This window comes from Ruegeria sp. HKCCSA071 (genome assembly GCF_017872555.1).
Lineage (GTDB): Bacteria > Pseudomonadota > Alphaproteobacteria > Rhodobacterales > Rhodobacteraceae > Ruegeria.
On record NZ_JAEDOX010000002.1, the window covers coordinates 148,664 to 163,519 of the forward strand.

The 14,856-nt window shown below is 60.2% G+C and carries 16 protein-coding genes; 11 read left to right on the forward strand and 5 right to left on the reverse strand.

Annotated elements, in window-relative coordinates; translation table 11 throughout:
- Positions 1 to 20: 20 nt before the first annotated feature.
- Positions 21 to 1,760 carry a heparinase II/III family protein gene (locus tag I9188_RS08690; protein WP_209505082.1) on the reverse strand — a complete coding sequence of 580 codons (1,740 nt, stop codon included), beginning with the start codon at positions 1,758 to 1,760 and terminating at the stop codon, positions 21 to 23.
- 89 nt (positions 1,761 to 1,849) lie between these two features.
- Positions 1,850 to 3,109 (reverse strand): transcription antitermination factor NusB, encoded by a 1,260-nt coding sequence (locus tag I9188_RS08695; RefSeq protein WP_209505083.1) that lies wholly within the window; start codon positions 3,107 to 3,109, stop codon positions 1,850 to 1,852.
- 88 nt (positions 3,110 to 3,197) lie between these two features.
- On the opposite strand from I9188_RS08695, the gene I9188_RS08700 reads away from it, so the two are divergent.
- Entirely contained in the window at positions 3,198 to 3,380 is a 183-nt protein-coding gene (locus I9188_RS08700) for a DUF1674 domain-containing protein (RefSeq protein ID WP_209505084.1), read from the forward strand.
- A gap of 4 nt (positions 3,381 to 3,384) precedes the next feature.
- On the opposite strand, the gene I9188_RS08705 is transcribed toward I9188_RS08700, so the two are convergent.
- Complete coding sequence (locus I9188_RS08705; protein ID WP_209505085.1) at positions 3,385 to 4,239, reverse strand: LysR family transcriptional regulator; 855 nt, start codon at positions 4,237 to 4,239, stop codon at positions 3,385 to 3,387.
- 98 nt (positions 4,240 to 4,337) lie between these two features.
- Between I9188_RS08705 and I9188_RS08710 the strand changes: the two genes are divergently transcribed.
- The 3 genes from I9188_RS08710 to I9188_RS08720 are packed head-to-tail and all read left to right on the forward strand — an operon-like array spanning position 4,338 to position 6,726.
- The gene (locus I9188_RS08710) at positions 4,338 to 5,474 is read left to right on the forward strand and encodes a TauD/TfdA family dioxygenase (RefSeq protein ID WP_209505086.1); all 1,137 of its coding nucleotides are present in this window, start codon (positions 4,338 to 4,340) and stop codon (positions 5,472 to 5,474) included.
- Positions 5,471 to 6,061 carry an HD domain-containing protein gene (locus I9188_RS08715; RefSeq protein ID WP_209505087.1) on the forward strand — a complete coding sequence of 197 codons (591 nt, stop codon included), beginning with the start codon at positions 5,471 to 5,473 and terminating at the stop codon, positions 6,059 to 6,061. The genes I9188_RS08710 and I9188_RS08715 overlap by 4 nt, the downstream gene beginning before the upstream one ends.
- A complete protein-coding gene (locus I9188_RS08720; protein WP_209505088.1) occupies positions 6,058 to 6,726 on the forward strand; it encodes an ureidoglycolate lyase in 669 nt (222 codons plus the stop codon). The genes I9188_RS08715 and I9188_RS08720 overlap by 4 nt, the downstream gene beginning before the upstream one ends.
- Positions 6,727 to 7,286: 560 nt before the next feature.
- Here the strand turns inward: I9188_RS08720 and dapB are convergent.
- Positions 7,287 to 8,096 (reverse strand): 4-hydroxy-tetrahydrodipicolinate reductase, encoded by an 810-nt coding sequence (gene dapB, locus I9188_RS08725; protein WP_209505089.1) that lies wholly within the window; start codon positions 8,094 to 8,096, stop codon positions 7,287 to 7,289.
- Positions 8,097 to 8,188: 92 nt separating this feature from the next.
- On the opposite strand from dapB, the gene rbfA reads away from it, so the two are divergent.
- The 7 genes from rbfA to I9188_RS08760 all read left to right on the forward strand — a co-directional run bounded on the left by rbfA (position 8,189) and on the right by I9188_RS08760 (position 13,727).
- Positions 8,189 to 8,584 (forward strand): 30S ribosome-binding factor RbfA, encoded by a 396-nt coding sequence (rbfA, locus tag I9188_RS08730; RefSeq protein WP_209505090.1) that lies wholly within the window; start codon positions 8,189 to 8,191, stop codon positions 8,582 to 8,584.
- The gene (locus tag I9188_RS08735; protein WP_209505091.1) at positions 8,581 to 9,324 is read left to right on the forward strand and encodes a phosphodiester glycosidase family protein; all 744 of its coding nucleotides are present in this window, start codon (positions 8,581 to 8,583) and stop codon (positions 9,322 to 9,324) included. Before rbfA ends, I9188_RS08735 begins: the two co-directional genes overlap by 4 nt.
- A gap of 54 nt (positions 9,325 to 9,378) precedes the next feature.
- A complete protein-coding gene (gene truB / locus I9188_RS08740; protein ID WP_209505275.1) occupies positions 9,379 to 10,284 on the forward strand; it encodes a tRNA pseudouridine(55) synthase TruB in 906 nt (301 codons plus the stop codon).
- A gap of 21 nt (positions 10,285 to 10,305) precedes the next feature.
- Positions 10,306 to 10,809 (forward strand): DUF1643 domain-containing protein, encoded by a 504-nt coding sequence (locus tag I9188_RS08745; protein WP_209505092.1) that lies wholly within the window; start codon positions 10,306 to 10,308, stop codon positions 10,807 to 10,809.
- Positions 10,810 to 10,904: 95 nt separating this feature from the next.
- On the forward strand, positions 10,905 to 11,939 hold the full coding sequence (locus I9188_RS20375; protein WP_209505093.1) for a calcium-binding protein: 1,035 nt from the start codon (positions 10,905 to 10,907) through the stop codon (positions 11,937 to 11,939).
- A gap of 144 nt (positions 11,940 to 12,083) precedes the next feature.
- Positions 12,084 to 12,353, forward strand: a complete 270-nt coding sequence (gene rpsO / locus I9188_RS08755) for a 30S ribosomal protein S15 (protein ID WP_170329634.1) — start codon at positions 12,084 to 12,086, stop codon at positions 12,351 to 12,353.
- Between the two features lie 198 nt (positions 12,354 to 12,551).
- Positions 12,552 to 13,727, forward strand: a complete 1,176-nt coding sequence (locus I9188_RS08760) for a peptidase S41 (RefSeq protein ID WP_209599599.1) — start codon at positions 12,552 to 12,554, stop codon at positions 13,725 to 13,727.
- 70 nt (positions 13,728 to 13,797) lie between these two features.
- On the opposite strand, the gene I9188_RS08765 is transcribed toward I9188_RS08760, so the two are convergent.
- Positions 13,798 to 14,697 (reverse strand): hypothetical protein, encoded by a 900-nt coding sequence (locus tag I9188_RS08765; RefSeq protein ID WP_209505095.1) that lies wholly within the window; start codon positions 14,695 to 14,697, stop codon positions 13,798 to 13,800.
- Between the last annotated feature and the right edge of the window lie 159 nt (positions 14,698 to 14,856).

Consider the following 14,856-nt stretch of genomic DNA (forward strand, 5'->3'; position numbering starts at 1 on the left):
GTCCAAAGGTCCTTTTGGCGTCAGTCAAACTTGGGCTCGTCCCGGTGCGTATCGCGCACGGCATAGGCTGTATCCTGCGCCTTGCTCAGCGTCCACCGGATGCGCGTCGCATACTCCATTGCGCGGCCAGATAGAACGATCTGTTTTGTCGCGCGTGGCTTTAAACGTCCTTTTTCAAGATAAACACTTGGTTCTACGGATAATTTTCCCACGCCGTCATGGCGGAAAACCCAGATCTCGCCGCTTTTGAGCGCCATCGACACTGCCGCCCCGCCCAGATCCAGCGCCGCGTCAACGTCAGGATGCAGATGAAAACGGATGTCATAGCCAACGCCCTTGAGGCCCGAGGCGTCCATCGCCCTGTCGAACTGACGCTTGGCCTTGTCGGTTGCGGTCAGCAGAATATCCTCGACCGTCAGCTCACGCCCGTCAAAGCGCAATTCGAATGTGCGCGCGTGGGTCAGCCCGAAGACTTTGACATATCCGTCATGCCCAGCCATGAAACGGATGCCTTCGAACGCATCTTCAAAATCGACCGGAACGTCCCGCGGCGCATCGACCAGCGCCTGACTTTCGCGGCCCGGCAACGGGTTGGCCAACCGCGCGCTCGAGAACCCGTCCAGACACAGGGTTGAGTGAGATGGGGTCGCACGCCCGGCACTGCGCCAATCCAGCCCGAAGCTGGCCCCTGATCCACAATTCACGATCAAAGGGCGACGCCCCGAGGTCAGCTCGAACGCCAGCGTGGATGCGTGCGCGTTGAATGAGGCCGCTCCGGACGGCGGCGCGCTGGCATCCACGATCACCGTGGTGCGTGCTGCGGACAGGCGGGCATAGCCCATTGGCAGTTCGGTCGCCGCCTTGTGCTTGACGCCGCTTTGCGCAAGCGCCTGTTCCAGCCGCCCTTCGACCCCGCGCCCACCGCCGTGAAACCGCGCCAGCGCGCCATCCGCATGGCGCAGACTGCGCAAGGTCGGTGCGATCCGCTTGATCGCCTTGGCCTGCGCGACAGGTGTACCGCGTCCAAGATCGCTGAGCGCCGCCGACGTCCAGCTGAGCAGCATGAACACTTCAAGCAGCTCTTCCGGGTTGCGTGTCGGAATACCGCCCTGCGCATCCACCTGCCGGTCACATTCACCAGCCAAAGCCCGCAGGGCCGGATCGGCCATCTGCTCCAACCCCTCCAGCGCCAACCCGGCTTGCACAAGACCGGCCAGCGCCTCGAAACGCGGCAACCCGGGTGTCGCGGCCTGCCAGCGCTTGGACAGGAACCATGTTTGCTGCGCCAAAGACCGAAAGAACAGTTTGCTTTGCTTCTCATCTGCCCCGCGCAGCAGAAAGAGTGCATGGTTGATCCAGCGCATCACCCGCCGCCCGGTCAGGTCAGACACCCAGCCCGGGCCCTGCCCGCGGCCATGCGCCTCGATCCAGCCCCAGACCCAGCGCTGCGCTTTTTCCCGTGCGCGCATATCACCGACAGCGGCCAGATCATCCAGCCATGCAAAACCATGGCGTTCCTCATCAAAGCCGGCGCTGGGGGCAACGACATCCCACAACGCGGTATCGTCTGCCTCGACCAGATAGCCGGCGAACAAGAGATTCCCCGCAACCAGCTGCCGCCCGCGCGCAAACGAACCAACGGTGCGCGGCTGAGGCTGCGCAACAAACCCCGTGGCGGCCTTTTGCCGTTGACTGAGACGCGCATAGAAACGGTTCTGAAACCGCATCCACCGACTGGCCATGGTGTCCGAATTTGACATGCGCGTGTTACTCTGCCCCTTGCGCTCTGCTGGCGCTTGAGACCCAACGATAGACCGCGCCGATCGTCAAGTCATCGAAAAGCGTGCGCTCAGGCGGATTTGTTCAGGCAGGCGATATAGAACCCGTCCATACCCCCGCGATCGGGCCAGTAGTCGGGCCGCAGACGCAGGCCGCCTTCCTCGGTGATCCAATTGTCTTCGATGCCGGAGAGCTTCAGTGCCTCGCGATCAACACGCATGTCCGGATACATGCCCAGCGCGTCTTCGATCTGAACCTCGCCCTCATCCGGCAAGAGCGAGCAGGTGCAATAGACCAGCCGCCCGCCGGGTTTCAGCAGCGTCCACGCATGGGCCAGCATCTGCGCCTGCAATTCGATCAATCCGCCAAATTCCGAGCCATCCTTGGCAAACGGCAAGTCAGGATGCCTGCGGATCGTACCCGTGGCCGAGCAGGGCGCGTCCAGCAAAATTGCGTCGTACTGACCCTGATGGTCCAGCGCGTCACCCACGATAACCTCTGCCTGCAACCCGGTCCGGGCGAGGTTTTCGCGCACGCGTTCGGTGCGCGCCGCGGATACATCCAGCGCCGTCACATCCGCCCCCGCCGCGGCCAGTTGCATGGTTTTACCGCCCGGAGCTGCGCAAAGGTCCAACACCTTCTCGCCCGCCTTCGGTGCCAGAACACGCACCGGCAGCGCGGCTGCCGCGTCCTGAACCCACCAATCCCCAGCCTTGTATCCCGGCAAGGCCGAGACCTGACCCGCATCCAGAATACGCACAGACCCGGTGGGCAGTTTTTCGCCCGGAGGGCCTTCTGCCCCCGGCTTCAGTGTAAGGTCCAGTGGTGCGCCCGCGAAATGCGCCTGTTCCATTCCGGCAACCGCTTCGGAACCCCACGCCGCGATCAGAGGCTCTCGCAACCACACCGGCAGGCGCGGGACACGCATTTTCGGCCATGCCTCGGGACCCTCGGACGCCACCTTGCGCAAAACGGCATTCACCAGCCCTTTCAGACGCCCGTGCTTGCGCGAGCGGCTGATGATTTCAACCATGGAGTTCACCACCCCATGCGCGGCTTCCCCGTTGCACAGCTCGACCGCGCCCAGCCTCAGCGCGTTGTGTACGGTCAGGGCGGGCGTTCGGTTCAGGTGGTTGTCCAGCAGACGGTCAGCCCGTTCCAGCCCACGCAGGGTTTCGGATGCCAGCCGCTGGGCACGCGCGCGATCCTCTGGCCCCAATCGATCCAAAGCGCCCGCAGCGAGGCATTCAGACAACAGGCGGCCTTCGCCCAGAACCTGATCCAACAGATAGATTGCGCTGCGCCGTGCTGCTGTCGCGCTGTTTGTCATGGTACCGCCTTCATGTGACCTGTGCCCGCATTGCCATTGGCGGACGCGGGCGTATATCAAGGCTATGCACGGAAAGGAACCCGATGTCATGAGTGACGACCGCAAAGACCTGCCCCCCGCCGCCCAACGCGCGCTGGCCGAAGCGGAAGAACGCCGCCAAAAAGCCCAGGCCGAGGCCAGGGAAATGCCCAAGGAACTGGGAGGGCGCGATGGGCTGGACCCCGCCCGTTACGGCGACTGGGAAAAGAAAGGCATCGCCATCGATTTCTAGGCCCTCAGCCGCGCAGGGCCTTCAGAAAATCATCGATCAGGGCGCGCTGTTTTCTGGACTGCACCCGATCTTCGGGCCATGTCAGCCAATACCCGTCCTTGGTTTGCAGCTCTGGCAGCTCTAACCTGCGCAACCGGCCATCCCTTAGATCACCGGACGCCAGCGGAACCGAGCCCAGCACGATCCCCATCCCGCGCCTTGCCGCCGAAACGGCATGTTCCATCGAATCGAAACTGACATGTGATAGCGCGACGTCGCCATGCCCGCATTTCCGGACCCACTCGCGCCAGCCCGGACGCTCGCCGCGCAGATCGATCAGGGGGGCACCCCATTCAACGCCCGGTGCGGCCATCGGCACCAGCACCTCGCGCGCGATCAATGCCGCGTCGCGCCCGGCCCACACGCCGCGACCATAGCGGATTTGCAGCCAGGTGCGTTCCTCGTCCAGCGACGACCGGCGCGCAACCGAGTCGGTCATCACCCGCACCTCGGGGCGCAGGTCCCTGAACACAGGCAGGGCTGGTACAACGAGGGCGTGAATGTTTGACGACAACCCGGCGACCCTGAGTTCGCGTGGTGATTTTCCAAACAGATCTTCGGTGTTGCGTTCCAACGCCAGCAGGCTGTCCTGCACCAGCGGCAGATAGCTTTCTCCTTCGACCGTCAGCGACACGCCGCGCGCCTCGCGCACAAACAGGGACCGGCCCAGCCACGCCTCAAGATTGCCGATCCTTTGGCTGACAGCGGCCTGCGTCAACCCGAACTCTTTCGCAGCGGCCGAGAACCCGCCCAGACGCCCGGCGGCTTCGAACACGCGCAACCAATCCAACGGCGGTAATCCGGTCTTGTTTTTAGCCATTAGTTTTTCCAAGCCTCAGCCGAAATAAGGATTAATTGTCGTAATGCCACGAACGGCGTATCAGCTCAACCAAAGCTCGCGCCGAACAGGAGACCCCAATGCTGCGCACCGCCACCCACGACACCTCGATTGTTACAGTCGCGTTTGACACCGGGGCCAAGGCCCGTTTCCACGCCATCTGGCTGCGCGACAACGCGCTGGACGCTGATACCCGCGCGCCAGGCAATGGTCAGCGCCTGATCACCATCGGCGATATTCCCACCGACATCTCGGTCAGTTCAGCCGAGGTGGTCGCAGGTGACCTGCAAGTCACGTTCCAGCCTGAGAGCAAAACCGTTACCTTCCCGGCGGACTGGTTGGCCGAAAACAGCTACGACCGCGACCATGACATTGCGCTGGGTCGCATCGCCCCCGGCATCACGACCTGGGAAAGTGGCATCGCCGCGCCCAGCGGCGATTGGAACGAGGTCCATGCCAGCCCGGCGGCCAAGCGCAATTGGCTGGCCGCTGTGGCCGGTTTCGGCTTTGCCAAGCTGACCGGCGGCCCGACCGAGCCTGAATCGCTGCTGAAGGTCGCTGACCTGTTCGGCTATGTCCGCGAAACCAATTACGGCCCTTATTTCGAGGTGCGGACCGAGGTGAACCCGACAAACCTTGCCTATACCGGGCTTGGCCTTCAGGCGCATACCGACAACCCCTATCGCGACCCGGTGCCGACCTTGCAAATCCTCTATTGTCTGGAAAACTCGGCTGAAGGCGGGGAGTCCATCGTTGTTGACGGCTTCCGCGCCATTGAAAAACTGCGTGACGCAAACCCCGAAGGCTTTGCCCTGCTGGCCGGATATCCGGCGCGGTTCGAATACAAGGGCTCGGACGGGGTCTGCCTGCGGTCGCGCCGCCCGATGATCGAGTTGTCACCGGATGGCGAGCTGATCGGCATCCGCTTCAACAACCGCTCTTCTGCCCCTTTCATAGACGTACCGTTTGACAAGATGGAGGCTTATTACGCCGCCTATCGACAATTGGGGGATATCATCGACGATCCGGCGATGGGCGTTTCCTTCAAACTGGAACCGGGGGAAAGCTTTATCGTCGACAACACCCGCGTCCTGCACGCGCGGCTTGGCTATTCCGGGGCCGGGTCGCGCTGGTTGCAGGGATGTTACGCCGACAAGGACGGGTTGCTGTCCACACTGGCGGCGATGGAGATGGCGCAGCCGGAGGCGGCAGAATGAAACCTGATTTCTCGACCCTGAACCGGGACAATATCGTTGCTTTCATCGGGAGCATTTTCGAACGCCGCGGCGGTGAAGAGTATCTGGGTGAGCCTGTCACCATGGCCCAGCACATGCTGCAAGGCGCAACCATTGCCGAGCAGAACGGGATGCCCGAGGAAATCATCGTGGGCGCCTTGCTGCACGACATCGGCCATTTCACATCCGAGTTCGGCACCTACCACCCGGATGACACCGAAGACCGTCATCATGAGGACGCGGGCGCCGAGGTACTGGAGCAGTTCTTCCCCTCGGTCATCACCGATTGCTGCCGCTATCACGTGGCAGCCAAGCGGTATCTGTGTGCTACCAAACCCGAGTATTTCAATCGTCTGTCCGCGGCGTCGGTTCACACGTTGGAACTGCAAGGTGGTCCGATGAGCGCCGAAGAAGTTGCCGCGTTCGAAGCCAACCCGAACCTGAAGGAGATCATTCAGGTCCGCTATCTGGATGAGGCCGGCAAACGCGCGGATATGGAAACCCCGGATTTTGCACATTTTGCGCCGATGGTGCAGCGTATGGTCGACAAACACATGGAGGCCGCATGAACGCCCCGGAATACATCTTTGAAGCTAGCACCAAACCCTCGTTGCCCTGGCACGAGGTTCCCCTGATCCGCGCAACGGACGCCTCGGTCAAAGGTTACGGGTGTCTGGTCGATGATCCCGAAGGGTTCGAGATCGAGATCACCCGCTGGCCACAGCAGGGCTGGCGGCCGATTGACGAAGGCACCGGCGATGAAGGCGGCTGGGTCGAAGGCACCTTTCGCGGTGAGTGGAAGGGTGACGTGCTTTATGGCGAGAACGAAGCGGTCAATGGCCACTATGTCCTCGGCTGGTCCACCGATCCGCAGCAGGCACAGACAAGCCGCCAAACAGCGCCCCGCGATCAGGTGCTGCTGTGGCACATGAACTATCACCCGGATGGCGGGCAGATGTTCTGGCCGCTCGACAGCAAACCCTTCATCATTCCTGCCGCGTTGCCCGGCGACAACCTGACACCAGAAAAGGTGGTGGCGTTCTGGTGCGACGGTTCGCGCGGGCTGTATATCCATCCCGGTATCTGGCACGAGGGGATATTTCCGATAGAAGACAACCAGCGGTTCCTCGACCGGCAGGGTGCAGTGCACGCACGGGTCAGCGCTGATATCGGTCAGGAATTTGGCGTCTACCTCGCCTGCCCGCTGCGCGCCGACAAGATCAGGGACCTCTGAAGACCTTTTTCAGGTTTTCCTAACCTTTGCGCTAAACTTCTGCGATACTCTCCCTATAGTTGCATGGAGTCTATCGCAGATGGCATTGAACAGGTGAAAACAGGTGCAGTTGAGAACCGCCCGGACAGGCTGCGTTTCGTTGACCCACGATAATTTCTATAGGAACCGGATTAGAGACAGATTTGTTGACAGTTTTATTTTTCACTCTCGGTTTCTTCGTCATTGCGAACTTTTCGGTCCTCGCCGCGATGATATTCCTTACGTCGGTATTCCCGGTCTTCAACTTCAAAGATGAATTTGTTGAATTCTGGATAAGGACAAGAGGCACCCCTCCATCACGAAGAAGACTGCTGCTGAATGCCTATGGGGCGGGAAACTACTTTTTTATGACTGAAAAATGCTACGATCTAAATGTTCCCAATGGGATACGGATCGTTCCGAATGCCAACTTTTTTCTTACATATATACTAGGTTTCGCATCGATTATTACGGCGGTGCTTTTCTGGGTTTGGGCGTTCTTCGTATATGCGCTGGTGCGCGCTTACTTCTAATCGCAGCGTTTACAACCCCAACACATCCACCATGTCATACTGACCCGGTGCCTTGCCCTGCCCCCAAAGGGCCGCTTTCAGCGCGCCGCGGGCAAAGATGGCGCGGTCCGTGGCCAGATGGCGCAGGACGATGCGTTCTCCGGGGGCGGCGAACAGGACATCATGTTCCCCCACGATGTCGCCGCCGCGAATGGCGTGGAAGCCAATGTCACCACGCTTGCGCGCGCCAGTGATGCCATCGCGGCCCCGGTCGGACACGTCCGACAACTCAACGCCGCGCCCTTCGGCTGCGGCCTCGCCCAGCATCAGCGCCGTGCCCGAAGGTGCATCGACCTTGTGATGGTGGTGACCTTCGATGATCTCGATATCGAAATCCTCATCCAATGCGGCTGCGACCTTTTTGGTCAATTGCACCAGAAGGTTGACGCCAAGGCTCATGTTTCCGGCCCGTACGATCACCGCATGGCGGGACGCGGGTTCCAGTGCCGCGATCTGTTCGTCGGACATGCCGGTGGTGCCGATCACATGCACACAGCGCGCCTGCGCCGCCAGCGCAGCGAATTCCAGTGTCGCCTCGGGCGCGGTGAAGTCGATCACTGCCTGCGCCTGCGCAAAGGCCTCCAGCGGATCGTCGGTGACGGTGACGCCCAGTGCCTGCCCGCCCATGGCCTCGCCCACATCCTGACCGATCCAGTCATGGTCCTTGCGTTCGACCACGCCGACCAGACGGGCCTGATCGCTGTCCGTCACGGTCTTGATCAGCATCTGCCCCATACGGCCCGAAGCCCCTGTGATGACGATCCCCGGAATATGGGTCATTGCGCTGGTCCTTTTCGTTAAGTCGGCTCAAAGCCTCCTACCCGGTTCGCGCCCGCTTGGCAAAGCCCTGCTTTGCGCTTAGATCGGGGTTTATGGCAAAGAACAAATTCCACGATGGCCCCGGCCCGTCCCAACGGCAGCTGCGTGTCGGCGAACTGATCCGCCGCACCCTGTCCGAAGTTCTGGCGCGCGGAGATGTCCACGACCCCGACCTGAATCGCATGTCGATCACCGTGGGTGAGGTGCGCACCTCGCCCGATCTGAAGATCGCCACCGCCTATGTGCTGCCCCTTGGCGGCAGAGGGCAGGAGGACGTGATCGAACTTCTGGCCCGCAACAAGGGTGAGCTGCGGCGCATGGTCGGCAAGAAAGTCGGCCTGAAGTTCGCGCCCGATCTGCGCTTTCGGCTGGATGACACATTTGACCGTCTGGACGATACCCGTCGCATGTTCGAACAGGACGCGGTGCGCCGCGATCTGGACGAGTGATCCGCACGCTTGTCACATTGGCGACGCTTCTTTGGGCCGCGCAGGCAGGCGCGGTCACTTGTGAAAAGCTGACCCACGAGGACAAACGTTATACGGTTTGCAACGTCGATGCAGCCAATGAAGATCTGAGGCTTTTTCTGAACGGCGAAGACGGTCAGGTATTGGGGCATTTTTCGTCGGTCAACGAAGTGCTGGCCCCGGAAGGCGAACGGCTGGCCTTTGCGATGAACGCGGGCATGTATCACGACGACCGTTCACCCGTTGGCCATTATGTCGAGGACGGCCAGGAGCAGATGCGTGTGATCACCAACCCCGGCCCCGGCAACTTCGGTTTGCTGCCCAATGGCGTGTTCTGCATCCGCGAAGGCCGGGCGGATGTGTTTGAAACGCTTGAATACGTGGATCAGGCGCCCACCTGCCGCTTTGCCACCCAATCCGGTCCCATGCTGGTGATCGACGGAGAACTGCACCCGCGCTTCCTGCCTGATTCGACCTCGCTTTATGTTCGAAATGGGGTCGGCACCAGTTCCGATGGTACACGGGCGGTGTTTGCGATCTCGGAAGATTACGTCACCTTCCACGAGTTCGGACGTTTGTTCCGCGATGTGCTTGGCACGCCAAACGCGCTGTTTTTCGACGGCAATATCTCGCGGATGTATGAGCGTGCCAGCAACCGCTCGGATTTGGGATTCTCGCTGGGGCCGATTGTCGGTGTGGTCGAAGAAACGCCCGCAAATTGACAGCGGCAGAGTGATCCGCTAACTCGCGCGCCTCAGCAAGATTCAAGGTGCATGATGGGACGCAAACGCAAGGGCCGCGACATTTCCGGTTGGCTGGTGGTGGACAAGCCTGCGGGCATGACCTCGACCGCCGTGGTCAACAAGGTGCGTTGGGCGATGGATGCCAAAAAGGCGGGCCATGCGGGCACGCTGGATCCCGAGGCGACCGGCGTTCTGGCAATTGCCTTGGGCGAGGCGACCAAGACCGTTCCCTATATCACCGATGCCTTGAAAGCCTATACCTTTACCGTGCGACTGGGGCAGGCCACCAACACGGACGATGCCGAGGGCGAAGTGATCGCGCAAAGCGATGCGCGCCCCTCGGATGACGATATCAAACAGGCGCTGACCCCGTTTCTGGGCGATATCATGCAGGTGCCGCCCAAATTCTCGGCGGTGAAGATCGACGGCCAACGCGCCTATAAACTGGCCCGTGATGGGGAGGATGTGGAGCTGAACGCTCGCCCCCTCTGGGTCGAGGAACTGATCCTTGTCGACCGCCCCGACGAAGATCACGTGGTGCTGGAGATGACCTGCGGCAAAGGCGGTTATGTGCGGTCTATCGCCCGCGATCTGGGCGAGGCGCTGGGGTGCCACGGCCACGTCAAGGAACTGCGCCGCATCTGGTCCGGCCCGTTCGAGGCCGAGGACGGGTTGAGCATCGAGCAGATTGACGAGATGGCGAAAACAACCGCCCTGGACGAGTATCTGCACCCGCTGGAAACCGGCCTGTCCGACCTACCCGAACTGAAATGCACACCCGAAGGCGCCACCCGCCTGCGCAATGGCAACCCGGGCATGGTGCTGGCTGGGGACGTGGAATACGGCGACGAGGCCTGGGCATCGTTCGACGGCAAGGCCGTGGCCGTGGGCATCTATAAATCCGGTGAATTGCACCCCAGCCGGGTGTTCGTCGACTGAGAGTCGTGTTAGGCGAAGGGCATGATCACCCGTTCCCACACCAAGGGCGACGCGCCCTCGACCGCCATCTATTCCGATTGCGAGAAATACCGCTATAGCCTGACCCGCATCTGGGACCCTGAAGGGCGCAAGGCATTATTTGTGATGCTGAACCCGTCAACCGCGACCGAGGTGCAGAACGATCCGACAGTGGAACGCTGTGAACGGCGTGCACGCGCGTTGGGGTTCGGGGCGTTTCAGGTCACGAACATCTTTGCGTGGCGCGACACCGACCCGCGCAAGATGCGGGCTGCCGCCGATCCGGTCGGGCCCGAGAATGACGCGGCCATTCTGGACGGCGTGCAATGGGCCGATCAGGTCATCGCGGCCTGGGGCACGCATGGCGCGCATCTGGAGCGTGGCCCTGCGGTGGAAGCCCTGTTGCGCGGCACCGGCCAATCGCTGTTCCATCTGGGCCTGACCAAGGACGGCCACCCCAAACATCCGCTTTATATCGCCTATACTCAGCAGCCAGAACTCTGGTGACAAAGGATTAACCATTTCAAAGGTTTACCTTTGACCCGGTGACGGCCGACATGGGATATTCCACCCTCGGAACATCATGCTTTCGGAGGGGTTCCATGTTTCTGGCCGGATTGCTTGGACTGGCCGCCATCGGCGGCGCTGCTTACGCGATGAGCGATTTTCTGATCGAAGAGGACGACACGCCGGATGAAAACCCGGAAGGTGAACCTTCGGCCGAGGTTGGTACCGGTGAATTTCTGGTCATCGGCGAGGGTGTCGAAGACCCGGAAAACGCTAACACCGAACCCTCGCCGGACAGTAGCGAGGCGCCCTTCACCGGAACTGTGATCTCGGAATTTGAAGGCGATCTCGTGATTGCTGGCGGCGATGGTTCGGACGTGATTACCGGGCAGGACGGTGTCGATCAGATCAACGGCTACGGCGGGGACGACACGATAAACGGTGCCAAGGGCAACGACGTTCTGCACGGGGGCGACGGCGCGGATGAGATATCGGGCGGGCAGGGAAATGACGTCCTGCACGGTGAGGCGGATGACGACGTTTTGTTCGGTGATGACGGGGATGACGCCCTTTACGGTCACTTTGGGGGCGACGCTCTGGATGGCGGTGCGGGTGAGGACGAACTGTTTGGCGGTCAGGGCGACGACAGGCTGGACGGCGGCGCAGGGGATGATGCGTTGCAGGGCGGGTTCGGGGATGATGTTCTGAACGGGGGCGAAGGTGAGGATACCATCTTTGGCGGGGATGGAGACGACTTTGTTTTCGGGATCGAAGAGGGTGCCGCCGAAAGGGATTTCCTGAACGGCGGTGCGGGTGACGATACCATTCTGGCAGGCGGCAAAGACGTGGTTACGGGCGGAGACGGGGCTGATGACATCGTGTTGAACCCAGGCGACGATCAGGTGACCGTAATGGGATTTCAACCCGGCGAAGACAAGCTGCTGGTGACGTGGGAGGATGAGACCGACCCGGCAATCGAGGTTGAGGCCGACGCCGAAAACGCCAACCTGACAAGGGTTTTCATAGATGGCCAGGAAGTTGCGCAGGTATATGGTGCCGAAGGAATGACAGCGGCTGACATTCAGCTGATCACCGAAGCGCAGTTGGCACAATACGGGCAGATGGTCTGAGCCCGCAGAAACCCTTTGCCATTTGGGTCAAATGCGCTTATACGCGCCCATCCGCATCGGAATCGGTGCGGTTTTCTCCATGGGCCTGTGCTGGACGACATCCCGGCCTGCGCCATCAACTCTAACCTTTCAAAGGAGACCCCGATGTCGATCACTGCCGCTGAAAAAGCACGCGTCATGCAAGAATTCGCAACCAAAGAAGGCGACACCGGTTCGCCAGAAGTTCAGGTTGCTATCCTGACCTCGCGCATCAACACCCTGACCGAGCACTTCAAGACCCACAAGAAAGACAACCACGGTCGTCGTGGTCTGCTGAAAATGGTTGCTCAGCGCCGTAAGCTGCTGGACTACCTGAAGGGCAAGGAAGAGGCGCGTTACCAGGACCTGATCAAAAAGCTGGGCATCCGCCGCTAAACGTATTTGTTACGTTTTGTACCGGTTCTGAACCCCGGTTTGTAAGATTTGTACGCCCGCCCAATTGGCGGGCGTTTTTCTTTTGTGGACGAATGTCAAATATACCGACCGACCAATGCTGCGGGTGCTAAACTCATTCTCTGTTGGCAGGGTGCGCCCAATCTGGACATTGACGAACGGCCATGCGCATCGTGAGACATGTCGCTTACGGAAGACCTAAACCAAATTTTAGAAACTGTCTTGCCGACCGATCCCAGCTTTCAGCAGATCGAATATGCGGTGATAGACAATTGCATTAGTGAAACCCGGCGATACGCCTTGGAGGGCTCCACCGAAGCCTTCCTGATGTCCGCGATGCGTCTATTGGCACTTCCCGAAAATGGGCACACACGGCTGATCCCGAACGATGCGATCACCGTGCTTCCGCTGAGGTTCGTGAGCGTAGGGCGTTCTGTGCAACTCGTCGGTGCGTTTCCAGAGATAACTGCACCGCGAGGAGAACTGATTGCGGTCAACGGCACAGCTTTGAGCCAGATTGAAGCCAAGGCGGAACAGTTTCTTGCGGGAACGTGCCAAAGGAAGCGAGTCATCGGACCTATTCTTTTGGCTTGGCCGTACGCCTTGGCACGTTTGGGTATTTCGTCAAACGGCGGAACGACCGAGTATCGTGTTCAGGACGAAAATGGGCAGATAACCAATCTGAAAGTGGCGATTGGAAACACCGTTCCAGGATCCATGCTCTACCCGAGAAACGAGCACGGCAAGGATGATCCAACTTGGGTGCCCAAGACTTTTGTGGAGATAAAGGATTGGCAAGATCTTGGGCTCTCAATAGCGTTACCGAGCTTTTTTGCTCCGAACGAAACAACGCTGCACAAAGCCGTCTCAGCCGCAGTGGAACACGTGCGCGCCTGTCCGAACAGAACGCTTTTGATTGACGTTCGCGGAAACACCGGCGGCGATTTTCTTCTGACGATGCCTTTGATAGACGCGATCTCGCAAAGCGCAAGTAAGCAGGTTGTTGTACTTGTCGATAAATTCACGTTTTCAGCGGCGATAGTGTTTGTGGCCATCCTCAAACATCGTTTGGGAAACAGGCTCAAACTCATCGGGGAAGAAATGGGTGACGGGTTGATGTTCTTTGCCGAGGGCGGGTTGCTCGAGTTGCCGACCAGCGGAGCGGTTGTTCGATACTCATCAGCTTTTCACGATTGGAAGAATGGAACAACTGACAAAACCACGCCGCCTGAAATCACGCGGAAGATCGTTCCCGTAGGGGCACTGAAATTGGATTTGGAATGGGTCGCAAATTGTGCAGATGAGGATGCGGACGGCACGTTCTATCAACGAATTCTCAGCAGCGTGAGCACTTAGACAAACGGCCGAGACGGCATCGCGGCTCCCATCCGCGACGCCGCTCGGCATGGCTTTTGCTGTCTTCGGGTCAGATTGCCTGCCACTTCTTGTAGGTATCGACCGCCAAGGCGGTGTCGATCACGAACATCGCAACTGCGGTTACCATCGCTAGCATCGACACCCAGAACGACCCGCTTGCCGAGGCGACGGCCAGTGTCATGCCGCCGACGCAGGTGGCAATCGCGGCGGCTTTTTCAAGGCCGCTCATGTCGGTCAGAACGATGCCGGCAAGTTTGGTGAACCCGACGGACGCCTTGGCGACGCCCAGCATGGCCTTCATCATGGCCAGATCGCTGCCCGCCGTTCCGGCCTTGGCGATTGCACCGGCATGGCGGCTGATCGGGCCGCTGCATTTGACGGCAATCCCGGCCCCGGCCCGCGTGACCGTCTTGGTTCCGAGCGCCTGATAAACCCCCAGCGCGGCCATGGCCATCGTGATGATATCGGCAAACGCTTTGGCGGCGGCCCCGATAAAGGTGTTCAGCGCGGCTTTCTTGCGCTTTTTCCTGCTGGTGCCCAGCGGTGCCCCCAAAAGCGGCGTGTCCCCCTGCATCAGGATCAGGCTGTCCGCGGTTTCCTGCACCGAGAACGGCGCGGCATCGACGGGAACCGTAGCGGCTTCGGCCTCGGGTATCGGGTCGGGGGACAGGAACCGCGCCTTGATCTGCGCCTGTTGGTCGGCCGGAAGCGCGCGGATATCGGCCCCTTCGTCTGAGGCATAAAGCTCTTCCCATGCGCTTTCCATGATCGCGGCCACGTCCGCCGCGCTTGGTTCGGTGGCCGGGGCTGTCATCAGTGGCATCTTGGGGCCTGCATCAAGGTCGATGTCCTCGACCGCGTCCTCGGGGAGCTTGTCAAGCATCTCGATAAATGACTCGTCGAACACATCAGGGTTGAATGAAATGCCAGAGGCGGAATGGAGCTTCATGGGTAAACCTACTTTCATTAACTTTGACACAATAAGCCTGCACAATAGACGAGTTTTGAAATCTCTCTGTGGTGAACATCACACTTGAACAACCAGTCGCCGCCAACCGGGGGGGGCGCGGCGTTTCGTGGCCGCAGCAGAACGTGTGTCTGTAGATCA